Here is a 17,597-nt window from a genome sequence, read left to right as displayed (position 1 = left end):
GGCTAGGCCGTCTCCGCCGCGGCCGCACGCCCCGCGCTGCGGCCGGAAAAGAGGCACCCACCCAGGAACGTGCCCTCCAGGGAGCGGTAGCCGTGCATTCCGCCGCCGCCAAAGCCCGCGGCCTCGCCGGCGGCAAACAACCCGCCGATCGGGGCACCGGAGGATCCAAGCACCCGCGAGGAGAGGTTTGTGGTGAGCCCGCCCAGGCTCTTGCGGGTCAGCACGGAGAGCCGGACGGCAACCAGCGGGCCGTGCTCGGCCGCAAGCATCTGGTGCGGCGGCGCCACGCGCATCAGCTTGTCCGTGGCGAAGCGCCGGGCCTCGCGGATGGCGTTGAGCTGGGTATCCTTGCCGAGCCCGCAGGTGACCTGGCGGTCGCGGGCCACCAGCAGTTCCCGCAGCGCGCCGCCGTCGAGAAGGTCCTCGCCCACCAAGGCATTCATCTTCTCCGCCAGTTCCTCGGGCGTGGCGGCCCGGCGGAAGTCCACGCCATGCTCCAGGAACCGCTGGACCGGCCTTACGGTGCCGGGCAGGGCGCGTTTGGCCAGCAGCTTCACGTCCTTGCCGGTCAGGTCGGGGTTCTGTTCGGAGCCGGAGAGGGCGAACTCCTTGGCCAGAATGGTCTTGTTCAGCACCAGCCAGGAGTGCCGGTGGCCGGTAGCGGTGATGTGCCGCAGCGCTCCGAGCGAGTCAAAGCCCGGGAACAGCGGCACGGGCAGCCTGCGGCCGGTGGCGTCGAGCCATAGCGGCGAGGGCCCCGACAGGATACGGATGCCGTGGGCGGGCCAGACCGGGTCGGTGTTGTGGATGCCCTCCGGGTAGTGCCACATCCGGTCCATGTTGGCCAACGTCCCGCCATGCCCCGCCACCACGGCCTGGAACCGCCCGTCCACCGACGCCGGCACGCCGGAGAGCAGGTACTGCGGCGCCGCACCGCCGGGCCAGTGGGCCCGGACGGCCTCGTGGTCGGCGCCGATCCCGCCGGTGGTCACGACGACGGCGCCGGCCGCCGCCGCAAAACTGCCCACCACGGTGCGGCTGCTCGCCACGCCCCGCCCGGCGTCGGAGGGCTCAAGCAGCTCGCCGTGGACGCCCGTCACGGCACCGCCGGACATGGCCAGCCCGGTGGCGCGGTGCCGGAAGGCATACCTGACCCTGCCCGCCGCCACGCCCTCGGCCAGCTTGGCCAGGAACGGTTCCAGCAACCCCGGCCCGGTGCCCCAGGTGACATGGAAGCGCGGTACGGAATTGCCGTGCCCCTGGGCGTCGTAGCCGCCGCGCTCGGCCCACTGCACCAGCGGGAAGAACTTCACGCCAAGGGCATGCAGCCAGGCCCGCTTCTCGCCGGCGGCAAAGTCAACATAGGCCTCGGCCCAGCGCCGGGGCCAGTGGTCCTCGGCGCGGTCAAACCCGGCGGAGCCCAGCCAATCGCTGAGCGCGAGGTCGGCGCTGTCCCTGACGCCCAGATGCCGCTGTTCGGGGGAGCCGACCAGGAAGAGGCCGCCGAAGGACCAGTGCGCCTGGCCGCCGAGGGAGGCCTCGGGCTCCTGGTCCAGAATGAGCACGCTGCGCCCGGCGTTGTAGGCCTGTGCCGCGGCCACCAGTCCCGACAGCCCCGCGCCAACAACGACGACATCGGCTGCCAACGGGACCGGATCCACGGTGAGTGCCATGCGCCCATGCTAGGAGGGCGCTGAACAAGGGGCAATTCGGGGCCGCGGGTTTGGCTGTCGCACCTTTCCGGGGCCTTTGGCGGCCCGCTGGGGGTCTCCTTTCTGATCGCCGGAGATCTGGTTCGTGATTTTTGCGGGCCTTGTACCTCCGTTCGTGGCTCCCCGCGGCTGGGATTTGGCCCAGGACCGGGGTGGGGGCCCTTTCCGGGTCTTATCCCAGGGCCCAGGCCCCGTTGTGGCGGGTGAGGCCCAGTTTCAGGAGTCGCCGGAGGTTCAGCGCGGCGGTGCGGACCTGCAGCCAGGCGTTGTTCTTTTCAACTCCCCGGTATCTCAGGGCCCGGTTGCCTCCGGCGACCAGCCAGCCGATGGACCGTTCCACCAGGGGCCGGTGGGCCCGGTAGTCGTGCCGGAACCCGGGCTCGAGGGCGGCGGCCCGGTGGGCGCGCTGGCGGGCGTGGTGGACGGTGATGACGACCTTGCGCCCGCCCTTGGCCGTGGTGCATTTCTCCCGCAGCGGGCAGGCCTTGCAGGCGGTGCCGAAGTTCACGTTGCCTCTGGCGCTGATGGTGCGCACCTCACCTTTGGGGCAGGTGAGCGTGTTCTTTGCTTCGTCGTGGGTGAAGTCGTCCAGGTCGTAGCCGCCGGGCACTGCCGGGCGCAGCGGCCTGGGCTTGACCAGCCCCTGGTGCCCGGCCCCGTCGAGGTGTTCGAGCATGGGCCCGGAGCCGTAGGCCGAATCGCCAAGCATTTGGTAGTCAACCTCCGTATCCTTCATGGTCGGATCGGCGGCGGCCAGCCCGATTCCGGCCTCCGCGTCGCTGGAACCGGGGCCGGCGGCCCGGGTCATCACGGCGCTGGTGTAGAGCCCGGTTTCCGGTTCGGCAATGATGTGTCCCTTGAACCCGTCCATCATCACCGAGCGGGACTTGTGCGCGTGCCTGGCCTCGGGATCCACGATGGAGACCATCCGGTCCCGGGCGACCTTCCGGGCGATCGCCACCGCCCGTCGGTGCCGTCGGAACCCTCGGCCGGCTCCACGTCCTGGCCCGAAACCAACGCCAGCAGCACGTAGGCCTGCGCCTGCGGCGAGTCTTCTTCCAGGGTGTCGGGATCCACCGCGCCAAGCAGGGCCAGGGCGTCGGTGACCAGCCCCGAGACCAGGGCGTCCTTCGCTTCCTTGTCGTCCCAGGCGATGTCCGGCTTGCCCACGTGCGAGTAATCGTAGGAGGTGGCATGGACCGCCATGAGCGTGGCCCCGTGCTCCATGGCCCTGCCGAAACGGCGGATCACGGCAATCAGCTGGGTGATGGTGTCCTGCCGGGCCACCGCATCGGCGAACACGGTCGAATCCACCGCCCGGCGGTGCCGGCCGGTGAGGACACCGGTCGCGGTGATGACCTGGGCGACGGCTTCGGTGATGCGGTGCGGGTTGCTGCTGCCGCGCAGGCGGTTGCGCCAATGCACCAGCGCCGTGGGATGGAACGCGGTCTCGGTCAGCCCGTACCCGCAGGCGGCCTTCCACCGCAGGTCAAAGGTCAAGGCTTCGGCGGCGGCCCGGTCCGAGAGACCCTCCAGGGCCTGCAGGACCAGGACGGTGCCGATGACCGCGGCCGGGATCGAGGGCCTGCCCCGGGTGGAGGGAAACAGGTCCTCCATCATCGAGTCCGGGAAAAGCTCCGAGCGGTGCCCGGCCAGAAACGCGTAGGCACTCCCCGGGGCCAACAGCTCCCCGGCCAGCGCCTCCACATCCAAATACCCGCGCTGGGCCTCTTCAATTCCTTGCATGCATCCAGTCTTAAGGACCAGGACCCGAAGTCCAGCAGGCGCGCCTTAAACCACCCAAATTGTTCAGCACAGTCCTAGCCCTCACCGCCTCACAGGCCAGTGAGACGGCACACAATCGGCTCCGGGTGGTGTCGTAGGTTGCTGCTGGACCGAAGACGCGGAAAACTAGAGGCATGCGCCTATATCCCACCTTTTTCCGTGTCTGCTTCTCCTGGATGGATGCCGAGCGCGCCCACAAAATCGGCTTCACCCTGATCAAGGCCTCGCACGCCATCGGTGCGGGTTCCTTGTTGCGGCGGATGTTTGCGCCGTCACCCTTGCTGAAGACCACGGCGCTGGGCATGGTCTTCCCCACCCCCTTCGGCCTGGCAGCCGGCTTTGACAAGGAGGGCCACGGCATCAACGCTCTGGCCGATCTGGGCTTCGGCCACATTGAGGTGGGCACCGTCACCGGGCAGGCGCAGCCCGGCAATCCACAGCCGCGCCTTTTCCGGCTGGTGGAGGACCGTGCCGTCATCAACCGGATGGGCTTCAACAACGACGGCGCCGCCGCCGTCGAGCCCCGCATTGCCTCCGCACTGACGCAGTTGGGCACGACCTACGGCTCCCACCGGCCGCTGGTGGGCGTGAACATCGGCAAGACGAAGACGGTGGAGCTGGACGATGCACTGGAGGACTACCTCTTCAGTGCCCGCACCCTGGCCCCGGCCGCCGACTACCTGGTGGTCAACGTCAGTTCGCCCAACACCCCGGGCCTGCGCCTGCTCCAGGACGTGCAGACGCTGCGGCCCCTGCTGGCCGGTGTCCGCGAGGCCGCCGACGCCGCCGCCAAACGCCACGTGCCACTGCTGGTGAAGATCGCGCCGGACCTCAGCGACGACGACGTCGACGACGTGGCCGCGCTGGCCCTGGACATGGGCCTGGACGGCATCATCTGCACCAACACCACCATTTCCCGCGATGGCCTGGCCGCCGATGCCACCATGGTGCGCGAAATCGGTGCCGGCGGCCTGTCGGGGGCACCCTTGAAGGCCCGCTCGCTCGAGGTGCTGCGCCGGCTCAAGGCTGCCGTGGGGGACAGGCTCACCCTCATCTCCGTCGGCGGCGTGGAGACGGGGGCCGACGTGCAGGAGCGCCTGGATGCGGGCGCGGCGCTGGTGCAGGGCTACACGGCGTTCCTCTACGAGGGCCCCTTCTGGGCGGTCCGGATCAATCGGGAGCTGGCGGCCCACCGGCGCAAGTTCCCGCACCTGGTCCACCCGCACACCGCCCACCCGCACACCGCCTGACCGAATTGCCGGCCCCATCTGGGGCGTGCACAAGAGCGGCCCGCACCAATTGGTGCGGGCCGCTCTTGGTTTCGGCTTCGCCCAACCAGCGAGGCTGTTGGTTCAGGCCACGCGGGTGGCGGGGCTTTCGGTCTTGGCCGGGTCGCTCTCCACGCTGGCGCCCAGGGCGTCGTCGATGGCGGCCATGAGCTCGGCCGGAATCGTCACGCCGGAGGCCTTCACATTCTCCGCCACCTGCTCCGGCCGGCTGGCGCCCACCAGGGCCGTGGCCACGTTCGGGTTCTGCAGCACCCAGGCGATGGCCAGCTGCGACATCTCCAGGCCCAGTTCGGCGGCGATGGGACGCAGCTTCTGCACGCCGGTGAGGACGTCGTCGGCCATGAATCCGGCGATGGTGCGCGCCCCGCCGTGCTCGTCGGTGGCCCGTGAACCCGCGGGGGCGGGCTGGCCGGGCAGGTACTTGCCGGAGAGCACGCCCTGGGCCATGGGGGACCAGACCACCTGGGACATGCCCAGCTCGATGGAGGCCGGAACCACCTCGGCCTCGATCACGCGCCAGAGCGCGGAGTACTGCGGCTGGTTGGACACGAGGGCGAAGCCGGCCTGGCGGGCCAGGGCCTGGCCCTCGCGGAGCTGGGCCGCCGTCCACTCGCTGACGCCGATGTAGAGCGCCTTGCCCGCCCGGATGACGTCGCCAAAGGCGGCGATGGTCTCCTCCAGCGGGGTTTCGTAGTCGAAGCGGTGGGCCTGGTACAGATCCACGTAGTCCATCTGGAGGCGGCGCAGCGAGCCGTTGATGCCCTCCATGATGTGCTTGCGCGAGAGGCCTGTGTCGTTGGGTCCCTTTGGACCGACGGGCCAGTAGACCTTGGTGAAGATTTCCAGCGATTCTCGGCGCTGGCCCTTCAGGGCGGCACCCAGGACCTCCTCGGCGGCGCCGTTCGCATAGGCATCGGCCGTGTCAAAGGTGCTGATCCCGGCGTCCAGCGCGGCGCGCACACAGGCCGTGGCGACGTCGTTCTCCACCTGGGAGCCGTGCGTGAGCCAGTTGCCGTAGGTGATTTCAGTGATCTTCAGGCCCGAACGGCCCAGGTAGCGGTAGTCCATGCCCCCAGCCTAGCGACCAAACGAAAGTGAGAGCGTGGTGGGCTACTTCGGCGTTTCGCCGCGCTTGACCATTGGCTTGGGCAGGCGCAGCTTGCGAAACTGCAGGGAACGCATGGTGCCGTACCAGACGACGCCGGGCTCCGGCGCGCCGAACTTCTCGATGATGCGGCGCTTGAGGCGGCGGGAGAGGAAGACGGAATCGATGGCCACGGCCACCACCATCACCCAGAAGGCGCCGAACACGATGATCTGCGTGTCGGCCGTGGGCGGGACCACCAGGGACAGCACCACGATGGCCAGGGCCGCAAACATGACGTACTCGCCCAGGCTGAAGCGGGAATCCACAAAGTCGCGCGCAAAGCGCTTCTGCGGCCCCTTGTCGCGCAGCGGGAGGAAACGCTCCTCGCCGGTGTCAAGGGCGCGGCGCATGCGCGCCTGCTCTTCACGGCGGGCGTCCCGTTCGGCTTCCTTGGCCGCGGCACGGTCGTTCGGCACCAGGGGCCGCTTGCGGGCCGCTTCCTGGGCTTTCCGCGACGGGGTGGGCACGCCCTTGCCCGCCTGCGGGTCGGCTGACCGGACGGAATCCGTCGGGTTGGCTACGGGCAGGTCTGCGGGGGCATCTTTCTTACGTCCAAACACTCCTACAGAATACCTGTTTAGAATGCTCCTCCCGACCTGTGACGGCGCGGCCGCGTGGCACGACCCGCGGGGCGTGCAGTTGGAGGCCCTCCGGGCCTTGGGTAGTGTGGCGGACATGAGCGAAGATACGCAGAAAAGAGTTCCCGCATTGGACGTCCCGGTGGAGGGCCTCCGCGCCAGCGTGAAGGGGAATTTTGCCGCCACCGTGGCGGAATTGGTGGAGCTGGTGGCCATCCCGGGCATCGCCTGGGACGCCTTTGACCCCGCCGAACTGGAGCGCAGCGCCGACGCCGTCGCCGCCCTTGTGCGCAGCGCCGGCATTGACGATGTCCAGATCCTGCGGGTGGACAAGGAGGACGGCACGCCCGGCGGCCCCGCCGTCGTCGCTCGCCGTCCCGCCCAGCCCGGCAGGCCCACGGTGCTGCTGTATGCACACCACGATGTCCAGCCGCCCGGGGACCGTGCACTGTGGAAGACCGATCCCTTCACCGCCGTCGAGAAGGACGGCCGGATGTACGGCCGCGGCGCGGCGGACGACAAGGCCGGCATTCTGGCCCACGTCGGCTCGCTGCGGGCGCTGCGCGAGGTGCTGGGCGAGGACTTCGGCCTCGGCGTCACCCTGTTCATCGAGGGCGAGGAGGAGGCCGGCTCGCCCACGTTCCGCACGTTCCTGCAGACCTACCGCGAATTGCTCAGCGCCGATGTCATAGTCGTGGCCGATTCCAGCAACTGGAAGGTGGGCGTCCCGGCCCTGACCACCAGCCTGCGCGGCCTGGTGGACGGCACCATCGAGGTGCGCACGGCCGCGCACGCGGTGCACTCGGGCATGTTCGGCGGGCCGCTGCTGGACGCGCCCACCCTGTTGGCCAGGGTCATCGCCACCCTGCACGACGACGACGGCTCGGTTGCCATTGCCGGTCTGGTCGCCGGGGACCATGCGGCCATCGGCTACCCGGAGGAGGCCTTCCGGGCCGACGCCGCCGTCCTGGACGGAGTCCGCCTGGCCGGCACGGGCAGCATCACCTCCCGCCTGTGGACCAAGCCGGCACTGTCCATCATCGGCATGGACATCCCCTCCATCGCCCTGAGCTCCAACACCCTGCTGCCGGTGGCGCGGGCCAAGTTCAGCCTGCGGCTGGCCCCGGGCCAGGACCCCCAGGCCGCCATGGACGCCGTCGCCGAGCACCTGCGCACGCATACGCCCTTTGGTGCGCAGGTCACCTTTGTCCCGGGGGAGATGGGCCAGTCCTTTGCCACCGACACCACCGCCCCGGCCGCGCTGAGCGCCCTGTGGGCCATGGGCACTGCCTGGGGCGTGGAGCCGGTGGAGAGCGGCATGGGCGGGTCGATCCCGTTCATCGCCGACCTCAATGAACTTTTCCCCGAGGCCCAGATTTTGGTCACCGGCGTCGAAGATCCGGATTCACGCGCGCACAGCGCCAACGAGTCCCTGCACCTGGGCGATTTCGAGCACGCCATCCTGGCCGAGGCGCTTCTCTTGGCCAGGCTGGACGCGGATTCGCGCGCCTAGGCGCATTGGCCGAATATGTCCCCGCGGCTCCCGTCACCGGAACATAATCGGCAGCGGCAGTGTTGCCACAGTTACTAGCTGGCCCGCGTGCGTCGTAGCATGTAGGTGTACCCAACACAAAGGAAACGCCATGAGTACCACTACCCCCGAAGAGACCACCGCCGCAGAGATCGCCGAGCACGGCGTGCAGATCAGCGACGTCGCCGCCTCCAAGGTGCGCAGCCTGCTTGAGCAGGAGGGCCGCACCGACCTTCGTCTGCGCGTGGCCGTCCAGCCCGGCGGTTGCTCCGGCCTGATCTACCAGCTGTACTTCGACGAGCGTCTGCTCGAAGGCGACGCCGTGCGTGATTTCGACGGCGTCGAGGTAGTGGTCGACAAGATGAGCGTGCCGTACCTTGATGGTGCGAGCATCGACTTTGAAGACACCATTGCAAAGCAGGGTTTCACCATCGACAACCCGAACGCCGGCGGCTCGTGCGCCTGCGGTGATTCATTCCACTAAGACCGTCATCACTTCGTTGTAGTAGCCGGAAGCCAAACTCTCGGGTTTGCCTTCCGACGCACGGTGGGTTTTGTACGCTTTTTGTGTGCACTGGCGGTAAGCTCTACATCGAGTAGTAAAACTAAATTTGCACCCGCGGCCACGTCGCCGCTTGGGGCACAGCAACAAGAGGAAGGGCCGTCTGTGAGTTCGCAGGACCGAACCGGCAGCCGACGTGCAAAGTTCATTCCCATAACGGGATTGGCCATTGCAGGCGCGTTAGCTTTGTCTGGATGTACGGCAGAGAGTAAGAACGGTTGGTTGCCGGCCGAACGCGATACGACCAACCAGACAGGTCGAATCATCGACCTGTGGGTCAATTCGTGGATCACCGTCTTGATTATTGGCCTCATTACCTGGGCCCTGATCATTTGGTGCATTGTCGCGTACCGCCGTCGCAAGGATGCCGTTGGCTTCCCCCGCCAGACCAGCTACAACTTGCCGCTGGAAATCTTCTACGTGATGATTCCGCTGTTCATGGTCCTGGTGTTCTTCTACTTCACGGACCGCGACCAGCGCGCCATCGACGCCCGCGTCGACAGCCCGCAGGTCACCATCGATGTCCGCGGGAAGCAGTGGTCCTGGGACTTCAACTACGTCCAGGGCAATGACGTCAAGGAGGCCGTGTTCGAAAGCGGCGTCCAGGCGCCGCTGGATGGCAAGCCTTTGAACAAGGACGTGCTGCCCACCTTGGTGCTGCCGATCAACCGCACGGTTGAACTCCAGCTCAACTCCCGCGACGTCATCCACTCCTTCTGGGTTCCGGCATTCCTGGAAAAGAAGGACATGATTCCGGGCAAGACGAACTACATCACCCTGACCCCCACGGCTCTGGGCACGTTCGACGGAAAGTGCGCCGAACTCTGCGGCGAATACCACTCCGAAATGCTCTTCCGCGTCAAGGTGGTCAGTGAAGCCGACTTCCAGTCGCACCTGGCCGAACTGAAGACCAAGGGCAACACCGGCAACATCGGTGAAGAGTACGACCGCAATCCGAATCTGACAGAGAAGTAAGGGGAGACGGAAAGTGTCGACTTACGAGTACACGGCAACGGATGCCACATCCGTAGCCCCGCGGGTGGTGCCCGTGTCCAAGGGACGCATCGTCGTCAACTGGATCACGTCCACCGACCACAAGACGATCGGGTACATGTACCTGATTGCCTCCTTCATCTTCTTCTGCCTCGGCGGCGTCATGGCCCTGCTGATCCGTGCGGAGCTCTTTGAGCCCGGCATGCAGATCCTGCAGACGAAGGAACAGTACAACCAGCTCTTCACCATGCATGGCACCATCATGCTGCTGATGTTTGCCACCCCGCTGTTCGCCGGCTTCGCCAACGTGATCATGCCCCTGCAGATCGGTGCGCCCGACGTCGCCTTCCCGCGGCTGAACGCCCTGGCCTTTTGGTTCTTCCTGTTCGGCTCCACCATCGCCGTCTCCGGCTTCATCACCCCGCAGGGCGCTGCCTCCTTCGGCTGGTTCGCCTACGCACCGCTGTCAAACACCACCTTCAGCCCCGGCGTTGGTGGCGACCTGTGGGTGTTCGGCCTGGCGCTGTCCGGTTTCGGAACCATCCTTGGTGCCGTGAACTTCATCACCACCATTGTCTGCATGCGTGCCCCGGGCATGACGATGTGGCGCATGCCGATCTTCACCTGGAACACCCTGATCACCGCCATCCTGGTGCTCATGGCCTTCCCGCCGCTGGCCGCCGCCCTGTTCGCCCTGGGTGCCGACCGCCGCTTCGGTGCACACATCTTCGACCCGGAGAATGGCGGTGCCGTCCTCTGGCAGCACCTGTTCTGGTTCTTCGGCCACCCCGAGGTGTACATCATCGCCCTGCCGTTCTTCGGCATCGTCTCGGAGATTTTCCCGGTCTTCAGCCGTAAGCCGATCTTCGGCTACAAGGGCTTGGTGTTCGCCACCATCTCCATCGCCGCCCTGTCCGTGACCGTGTGGGCCCACCACATGTACGTCACAGGCTCGGTTATGCTGCCGTTCTTCTCCTTCATGACGATGCTGATCGCGGTTCCGACCGGTGTGAAGTTCTTCAACTGGATCGGCACCATGTGGCGCGGATCGCTCACCTTCGAAACGCCCATGCTCTGGAGCATCGGCTTCCTGGTGACCTTCCTCTTCGGTGGTCTGACCGGCATCATCCTGGCCTCCCCGCCGCTGGACTTCCACGTCTCCGACACCTACTTCGTGGTGGCGCACTTCCACTACGTGGTGTTCGGCACAGTGGTGTTCGCGATGTTCGCAGGCTTCTACTTCTGGTGGCCGAAGTGGACCGGCAAGATGCTCAACGAACGTCTGGGCAAGATCCACTTCTGGCTTCTGTTCCTGGGCTTCCACGGCACGTTCCTGATCCAGCACTGGTTGGGTGTCATCGGCATGCCGCGCCGCTACGCGGACTATATGGTGGAGGACAACTTCACCTGGATGAACCAGTTCTCCACCATCTCCTCCTTCGTGCTGGGTGCCTCGATGATCCCGTTCTTCTGGAACGTGTACATCACCTGGCGCTCCGGCAAGAAGGTTGAAGTTGACGACCCGTGGGGCTTTGGTGCCTCGCTGGAGTGGGCCACCTCGTGCCCGCCGCCGCGCCACAACTTCACCTCGCTGCCGCGCATCCGCTCCGAGCGCCCCGCGCTTGACCTGCACCACCCGGAGCTGGCGCCGCACTACACCTCCCCCGCCGTCGCCGAGAAGGGTTCCGCCAAGTGAAAATCGAAGCCAACCTGTTCATCCTCCTGGGTGTCTTCCTGGCCCCGGTCGGCATCGTCTACGGATTGATGACCCACTGGACCGAGCCCCTGGGCTTCCTGGGCATCTTCCTGCTGGTGGGCCTGAGCGAAATGATCGGCCTGTACTTCTGGTACACCGGCCGCCGCGTCGGCGACCGTCCGGAAGACCGCGTCGATGCGGAGATCCACGAGGGTGCCGGCGAGCAGGGGCACTTCAGTCCCTGGAGCTGGTGGCCGTTGGTTCTGGGGATCGCGTGCGCCACAGGCTTCCTGGGCCTGGCCATGGGCTGGTGGATCGTCTTCATCGCCGGTGGCTTCGCCATCGTTGGCCTGGTCGGCTGGGTGTACGAGTACAGCCGCGGAGACCACGCACACTAGAAACACCCGCAGTACGCCAAAGGCGGGCCGCACCGGATGGTGCGGCCCGCCTTTGGCGTTTAACAGCTTGCTTCCCCGGTCCGGACAGCGGTGCCCGGACCAGGGGAGGAAGTGGTTCAGCCCGTCAGGTTGGTGCCCAACAGCTCGGCCAGTGAGTCAAGTGCCGCCCTGACCTCCTCGGCCGGGTGGCCGTCGCCGCTGACGGCCAGTTCCACCTCACAGCCGCAGCCAAAGTCAGCGGTCATCACGGCCAGCAGGGACCGCGCGTCGACGGCGTCCTCGCCGGCCTTGGCGAGGGTGACGGGGAGGCTCGTCTGGTTGACGGCGCGGACAAAGACCGCCGCCGGCCTGGCATGAAGCCCGACGGCGGCGCTCACTGTTGCTTTCCGGGTGTACATTCGCGTTGCTCCTAGAGATCGGTGTCTGTCAAAACACTAGCCGCACTCTAGGCTTGTTGAGGAAACAGGCTTGTTGAGGAAACAGGCTTGTTGAGGAAACAGGCTTGTTGAGGAAACAGGCTTGTTGGGGAAAGAGCATAAATTGAGAGGGGCACGGGTGGCCAACGCGGCAGATTCCATACCCGGGGAGATTCTCCGGGGTGCGGGCACCGCCTTGCATGTGCAGCTGCGGGAACTCCTGCGGACCTACATTGCGGACTCGCTGGTCCCCGGTGCGCCGTTTCCGTCCGAGCGCGAGCTCTCGGCCCGTTTCGGCCTGGCCCGGATGACCATCCGGCACGCCATCGATTCGCTGGTGGACGAGCAGGTGCTGGACCGCGTGGTGGGCCTGGGGACCTTTGTTTCCCGGCCCAAATTCGACCTCCAGATCAAACTGACCTCCTACAGCGAGGAGATGCAGCGCCGGGGCATGACGCCTGCCGCGCGGGTGCTCAGCTTCGAGCAGATCCCTGCCACGGCCAGGTTGGCCCGTGAACTGCAGATGGAGGAGGGGCAGGGCGTGATCCGCTTCCGCCGGCTCTTGTTGGCCGACAACGAGCCGATGAGCGTTGACGAGAACTTCATCCCGGCCCGGCGGGTGCCCGGGATCCTGGACCAGCCGCCGCCCGCGTCGCTGTACAACGTGCTCAGCGAACGCTACGGGCTGGTCATGGAGTGGGGCGAGGACACCATCGAGGCCACTGCCGCCTCGCCATCCATTGCCCGCCTGCTCCAGGTGGAGATGGGGGCACCGGTGCTGCGCATCCAACGGCATGCCTATGTCTCGCGGGCGATGGTGGACTATTCGGTGTCGTTCTACCGGGCGGACCGCTACAAGCTCTGGGTGCCCCTGCAGCGCCCCGGCGGACGCGCGAGGACCGCACACCCGCGCTCGGGCATCAACGGCGTCTAGCACCCCGCGGGGAGCCTGCGGAGGGCACAAAAAAGGAGCCGTACGGCGGAAATGTTCCGCCGAACGGCTCCTTTTGTGGTGCCGGAGCCTAGTGCTCGAGTGCCTTGGCGTCCTCGTGGGCCTCGATGGCCTCGTGGTGGCCGTGGCCGTGCGATGCCTCAAGTTCGGCAGGGGTGGCCGGGGCAACGCGGTCCTCGAAGAAGAAGCGGCTGAGCATGGCCCGGCGCTTTTCCTTGGAGTCCACAATGCCCTTGGCGTTCGGGATGCCCGCCTCGGGGACGGGGGACTCGAAGCCAACCAGCTTGTAGCGCTTGTACTCGTCCAGCTGGGCGTGCACCTCCTGGTACTCACCGTGCGGCAGGCGCACGATGCGGCCGGTTTCGCGGCCGTGCAGGGCGATCTCGCGGTCCTTGCGCTGCAGCGCCAGGGCGATGCGCTTGGTGACGATGAAGGCAAGCACAGGGCCGAGGAAGAACAGGGCCCGCAGCCAGTAGGTGACATCGTTCAGTGCCACGTGGAAGTGCGTTGCAATCAGGTCCGAGCTGGCCGCGGCCCACATCACGCAGTAGAACACGACGCCGGCCACGCCAATGGCGGTGCGGGTCGGAACGTTGCGCGGGCGGTCCAGGACGTGGTGCTCGCGGTCGTCGCGGGTGATCCAGCGTTCGATCCAGGGGTAGGTGAACAGGACCGTGAAGACGATGCCTGCCGGAACCAGTGCGGGAAGCAGCACGTTCAGCGAGAGCGTGTTCAGGCCCCACGGCAGCGGGATGTTCAGCTCCAGCGGAATGCCGAACAGCCAACCCGGCATCAGGCGCAGGGCGCCGTCAACCCAACCGATGTACCAGTCGGGCTGGGTACCGGCGGACACGGGGGAGGGGTCGTACGGGCCGTAGTTCCAGATCGGGTTGATCGTGAACGCTGCGGCCATCAGGGCGATGATGCCGAAGACGATGAAGAAGAATCCACCGGCCTTGGCTGCGTACACCGGGCCAAGCGGGTAGCCGACGACGTTGCGGTCGCTGCGGCCCGGGCCGGAGAACTGCGTGTGCTTGTGGACGACCACCATGAAGAGGTGGACGACAACCATCAGCAGGATCATGGCCGGAACCAGCAGGATGTGCAGCACGTACAGGCGGCCGATGATGGCCGTGCCCGGGAACTCGCCGCCGAAGAGGAAGAACGAGAGGTAGGTGCCCACGATCGGGATCGACTTCATCACGCCGTCGATGATGCGCAGACCGTTGCCGGAGAGCAGGTCATCGGGGAGCGAGTAGCCGGTGAAGCCGTCAGCCAGGGAGAGGATGAGCAGGACCCCACCCACAACCCAGTTCAGTTCGCGCGGCTTGCGGAAGGCTCCGGTGAAGAACACACGCAGCATGTGCACGGCAATCGAGGCTGTAAAGAGCAGCGCGGACCAGTGGTGGACCTGGCGCATGAACAGGCCGCCGCGGATATCGAAGGAGATGTTCAGCGTGGAGTTCATGGCGACCGACATGTCGACGCCCTTGAGCGGGACATAGCTGCCGGCGTAGGTGGTCTCGGCCATCGACGGGTCGAAGAAGAACGTCAGGAACGTGCCGGAGATCAGCAGGATGACGAAGGAGTACAGCGCGACTTCACCGAACATGAAGGACCAGTGGTCGGGGAAGACCTTCCGGCCGAACTCGCGCAGGATGCCCGAGCCGCCGACGCGCTGGTCAACAAAGTTGGTGATGCGGCCGGTCGAGGTCGCCGGGGTGTAAGTGGTTTCTGTTGCGGCGCTCATCTTTAGCCACGCTCCCAGAAGCTAGGTCCGACAGGTTCGTGGAAGTCGCTCTGGGCCACCAGATAGCCCTCGGAGTCGACCTTGATGGGCAGCTGCGGCAGCGGGCGGTTGGCCGGGCCGAAGATGACCTTGCACTCCTGCGTCAGGTCGAACGTCGACTGGTGGCAGGGGCACAGCAGGTGGTGCGTCTGCTGCTCGTAGAGGGCAACGGGGCAGCCAACGTGGGTGCAGATCTTGGAGTAGGCAACGATGCCGTTGTAGCCCCAGTCCTCGCGGCCGGCGGAGGGGTTCAGCTCCGCCGGGTTCAGGCGCATGAGCAGGACGACGGCCTTGGCCTTCTCCTCCAGCTTGCCCTCGTGGAGCTCGTTCAGACCCTCGGGAATGACGTGGAAGGCGGAACCGATGGTGACATCTGCGGCCTTGATCGGCGTTCCGGTGGGGTCGCGGACCAGACGGACGCCCTCGTCCCACATGGTGTGGCGGAGCTTGTCGCCGGGGAGCGGGCCCAGGTCGCGGAAGACCACGATGGCCGGCAGCGGAGCCAGGGCCATCGCACCCAGAAGGGTGTTGCGGATCAGCGGGCGGCGCTTGATGCCGGTTTCCTCGATGATGTCGTCAACGATCTTGACGGCCACCTGGCGGTCCTCTTCGCTGCGGATCTCGTGGCGCTCCTCGGAGACCTCGTGGTCCGGCATGAGTGCCTTTGCCCAGTGCACGATGCCGGTGCCGATGCCGAGCATGGCGAAGGCGGTGCCCAGACCCAGGAACAGGTTCTGCATGCGCAAGGTGCCAATGGTGTCATCCAGGCGGATGCCAAAGTAGGCAAAGAAGAACAGCAGGGTGCCTACAACGGAAATCCCGAAGAGGATGGCGACCTGGCGCTCAGCCCTCTTTGCTGCCCTGGGATCCGTGTCAGCCAGCCGCAAACGGTGCGGAGGAAGTCCTGGGTCTTGGAACTTCTCCACCTCGTTCAGACCAGCCTTAGCTACGGCGTCCGAGCTTGTCGGCGTGCCGTCACTATGGTTGCCCATAATCCCCTCATCCTTCTCTTATCCCGGACACTGCCCGGGGTCGTAATGTATGTTTCAAGCGGCCGCCGAAGCGGCCAAAATTTGTGTGGACTAGGAGGTCCGCGACGTCAGCCAGATGGTGAAGGCGACAATCACGCCCAGGCCGGCAATCCAGAGGAACAGGCCCTCGGAAACCGGTCCCAGTCCACCCAGGTCGGCGCCACCGGGGGAACCCTGGGCTTCGATGGTGTTCAGGAAGGTGATGATGTCGCGCTTGCCCTCGGGTGTGACGTTGGAGTCGTTGAACACCGGCATGTTCTGCGGGCCGGTGGCCATGGCCTCGTAGATGTGCGCGTTGGACACGCCGGCCAGGGCCGGAGCGAACTTGCCGCGGGTCAGTGCACCACCGGCAGCCGCAGCGTTGTGGCACATGGCGCAGTTGACGCGGAAGAGCTCGCCACCTGCGGCAGCATTGCCCCCGCCGTCGAGGTACTTCTCATCAGGGATGGCCGGGCCGGCACCCAGGGAGGCGACATAGGCGGACAACTGCTTGGTCTGCGCGTCGTTGAACTGGGCGGGCTTCTTGATGGCCTGCGGACCCTGCATCTGCATGGGCATGCGGCCGGTGCCAACCTGGAAGTCGACGGCGGCTGCGCCGACGCCGACCAGCGACGGACCGTCGTTGGTGCCGCTGGCGCCCATGCCGTGGCAGGTGGCGCAGTTGGCGATGAAGAGCTTCTGTCCCTCCGCCGTGTCCTGGGCCGAGAACGTAGTCTCAGCCTTGGCCTGGTTGACGGTGGTGGCGACGGCGTACAGCCCACCGGTGAGCATGAGCCCCATCAGCAGCAAGGCAATTGCTGCCAGTGGATGACGTCGCTTCTGCGAAAGTGCCTTCACGGAGAGGATCCTTTTATCGTTTCTTGCGGCCGATGATCGGGCCGCGAATTCTATTTCTGCCTCGTGTAGAAGAAGTGGCTTTGACAGCTTACTTCAGGACGTAGATGACCAAGAACAGGCCGATCCACACAACGTCGACAAAGTGCCAGTAGTAGGACGTGACGATCGCGCTGGTGGCCTCGAAGTGTCCAAACTTCTTGGCGGCGTAGCCGCGGCCGATGATCAGCAGGAAGGCAATCAGACCGCCGATCACGTGCAGACCGTGGAAGCCGGTGGTCATGTAGAACGCGGAACCGTAGGCGTTGGCGTTGAGCGTTACGTGCTCGGACGTCAGCATCGCGTATTCCGTGCTCTGGCCGGCCACAAAGATGGCGCCGAGAACGAAGGTCAGCAGGAACCACTCCGTCATTCCCCAACGGGAGAACGTGAGTAGCCCACCGGTGCGGCGGGGCTGGAGGCGCTCGGCGGCGAAGACACCCATCTGGCAGCTGAAGGAGCTGGAAACCAGGATGATGGTGTTCACCAGGGCGAACGGGAAGTTCAGCTTGGCTGCTTCCTCGCTCCACAGGCCACTCGAGGTGGAGCGGAGGGTGAAGTACATGGCAAAAAGGCCGGCAAAGAACATCAGCTCGCTTGAAAGCCAGACCACGGTTCCTACAGAAACCATGTTGGGGCGGTTCAGCGTGGGATGCGCCGGGGTACTGGGGGCATGAGTCGCAGTTGTCACATAGACATTATGTCTATAAAACCCGCCAGCGCCCAATGCAAAATGCCGTTCCGTGGATCTTTTTCTACAAAGCCGCGAAATTCCGCGGAATCCCCAGCTTCATCCCAGCACGGTGTGCTTCACACGGAAGGGCACGCGGGATTCACATTCGGAT

Annotated in this window: 15 protein-coding genes and 1 pseudogene; 7 read left to right on the top strand and 9 right to left on the bottom strand. The window is 66.0% G+C overall.

From position 1 onward, the window contains the following. Positions 1–2 precede the first annotated feature (2 nt). On the bottom strand, positions 3–1,673 hold the full coding sequence (locus ACQCSX_RS04965; protein ID WP_427017964.1) for an FAD-binding dehydrogenase: 1,671 nt from the start codon (positions 1,671–1,673) through the stop codon (positions 3–5). Positions 1,674–1,884: 211 nt separating this feature from the next. Continuing rightward, positions 1,885–3,458, bottom strand: a pseudogene (locus ACQCSX_RS04960) (IS1182 family transposase). A gap of 173 nt (positions 3,459–3,631) precedes the next feature. Here ACQCSX_RS04960 and ACQCSX_RS04955 point away from each other — a divergent pair. Continuing rightward, a complete protein-coding gene (locus tag ACQCSX_RS04955) occupies positions 3,632–4,747 on the top strand; it encodes a quinone-dependent dihydroorotate dehydrogenase (RefSeq protein ID WP_427017963.1) in 1,116 nt (371 codons plus the stop codon). Positions 4,748–4,849: 102 nt separating this feature from the next. Here the strand turns inward: ACQCSX_RS04955 and ACQCSX_RS04950 are convergent, their stop codons facing one another. Together ACQCSX_RS04950 and ACQCSX_RS04945 are read right to left on the bottom strand one after the other, a co-directional pair. Beyond that, entirely contained in the window at positions 4,850–5,854 is a 1,005-nt protein-coding gene (locus ACQCSX_RS04950) for an aldo/keto reductase family protein (protein WP_427017962.1), read from the bottom strand. Positions 5,855–5,896: 42 nt separating this feature from the next. After that, the gene (locus ACQCSX_RS04945; RefSeq protein ID WP_427017961.1) at positions 5,897–6,493 is read right to left on the bottom strand and encodes a DUF3043 domain-containing protein; all 597 of its coding nucleotides are present in this window, start codon (positions 6,491–6,493) and stop codon (positions 5,897–5,899) included. 115 nt (positions 6,494–6,608) lie between these two features. Between ACQCSX_RS04945 and ACQCSX_RS04940 the strand changes: the two genes are divergently transcribed. The 5 genes from ACQCSX_RS04940 (at position 6,609) to ACQCSX_RS04920 (ending at position 11,691) form a co-directional block, all read left to right on the top strand. Further along, positions 6,609–8,024 carry a dipeptidase gene (locus ACQCSX_RS04940; RefSeq protein ID WP_427017960.1) on the top strand — a complete coding sequence of 472 codons (1,416 nt, stop codon included), beginning with the start codon at positions 6,609–6,611 and terminating at the stop codon, positions 8,022–8,024. Positions 8,025–8,154: 130 nt separating this feature from the next. Next, entirely contained in the window at positions 8,155–8,526 is a 372-nt protein-coding gene (locus ACQCSX_RS04935; protein ID WP_427017959.1) for a HesB/IscA family protein, read from the top strand. Between the two features lie 183 nt (positions 8,527–8,709). After that, positions 8,710–9,579 carry a cytochrome c oxidase subunit II gene (gene coxB, locus ACQCSX_RS04930; protein ID WP_427017958.1) on the top strand — a complete coding sequence of 290 codons (870 nt, stop codon included), beginning with the start codon at positions 8,710–8,712 and terminating at the stop codon, positions 9,577–9,579. Positions 9,580–9,592: 13 nt separating this feature from the next. Then, on the top strand, positions 9,593–11,293 hold the full coding sequence (gene ctaD / locus ACQCSX_RS04925) for a cytochrome c oxidase subunit I (protein WP_427017957.1): 1,701 nt from the start codon (positions 9,593–9,595) through the stop codon (positions 11,291–11,293). Beyond that, a complete protein-coding gene (locus tag ACQCSX_RS04920) occupies positions 11,290–11,691 on the top strand; it encodes a cytochrome c oxidase subunit 4 (RefSeq protein ID WP_427017956.1) in 402 nt (133 codons plus the stop codon). The genes ctaD and ACQCSX_RS04920 overlap by 4 nt, the downstream gene beginning before the upstream one ends. Positions 11,692–11,807: 116 nt before the next feature. On the opposite strand, the gene ACQCSX_RS04915 is transcribed toward ACQCSX_RS04920, so the two are convergent. Continuing rightward, positions 11,808–12,089 (bottom strand): HPr family phosphocarrier protein, encoded by a 282-nt coding sequence (locus ACQCSX_RS04915; protein ID WP_427017955.1) that lies wholly within the window; start codon positions 12,087–12,089, stop codon positions 11,808–11,810. Between the two features lie 157 nt (positions 12,090–12,246). Between ACQCSX_RS04915 and ACQCSX_RS04910 the strand changes: the two genes are divergently transcribed. After that, entirely contained in the window at positions 12,247–13,041 is a 795-nt protein-coding gene (locus ACQCSX_RS04910) for a GntR family transcriptional regulator (protein WP_427017954.1), read from the top strand. A gap of 88 nt (positions 13,042–13,129) precedes the next feature. On the opposite strand, the gene ACQCSX_RS04905 is transcribed toward ACQCSX_RS04910, so the two are convergent. The 4 genes from ACQCSX_RS04905 to ACQCSX_RS04890 form a co-directional block, all read right to left on the bottom strand. Further along, complete coding sequence (locus ACQCSX_RS04905) at positions 13,130–14,809, bottom strand: cytochrome b (protein ID WP_427017953.1); 1,680 nt, start codon at positions 14,807–14,809, stop codon at positions 13,130–13,132. Between the two features lie 2 nt (positions 14,810–14,811). After that, the gene (locus ACQCSX_RS04900; protein ID WP_427017952.1) at positions 14,812–15,840 is read right to left on the bottom strand and encodes a Rieske 2Fe-2S domain-containing protein; all 1,029 of its coding nucleotides are present in this window, start codon (positions 15,838–15,840) and stop codon (positions 14,812–14,814) included. 90 nt (positions 15,841–15,930) lie between these two features. After that, the gene (locus tag ACQCSX_RS04895) at positions 15,931–16,716 is read right to left on the bottom strand and encodes a cytochrome c (protein WP_427017951.1); all 786 of its coding nucleotides are present in this window, start codon (positions 16,714–16,716) and stop codon (positions 15,931–15,933) included. An 88-nt stretch (positions 16,717–16,804) separates the two neighbouring features. Next, positions 16,805–17,443, bottom strand: coding sequence for a cytochrome c oxidase subunit 3 (locus tag ACQCSX_RS04890; protein WP_427017950.1), 639 nt, complete (start codon positions 17,441–17,443; stop codon positions 16,805–16,807). Positions 17,444–17,597 lie beyond the last annotated feature (154 nt).

Source organism: Pseudarthrobacter sp. P1 (genome assembly GCF_050156935.1).
In the GTDB taxonomy this organism is placed as follows: Bacteria; Actinomycetota; Actinomycetes; order Actinomycetales; family Micrococcaceae; genus Specibacter.
The sequence above is the reverse complement of the archived record's forward strand: the minus strand, read 5'-3'. Positions and strand labels throughout refer to the sequence as shown.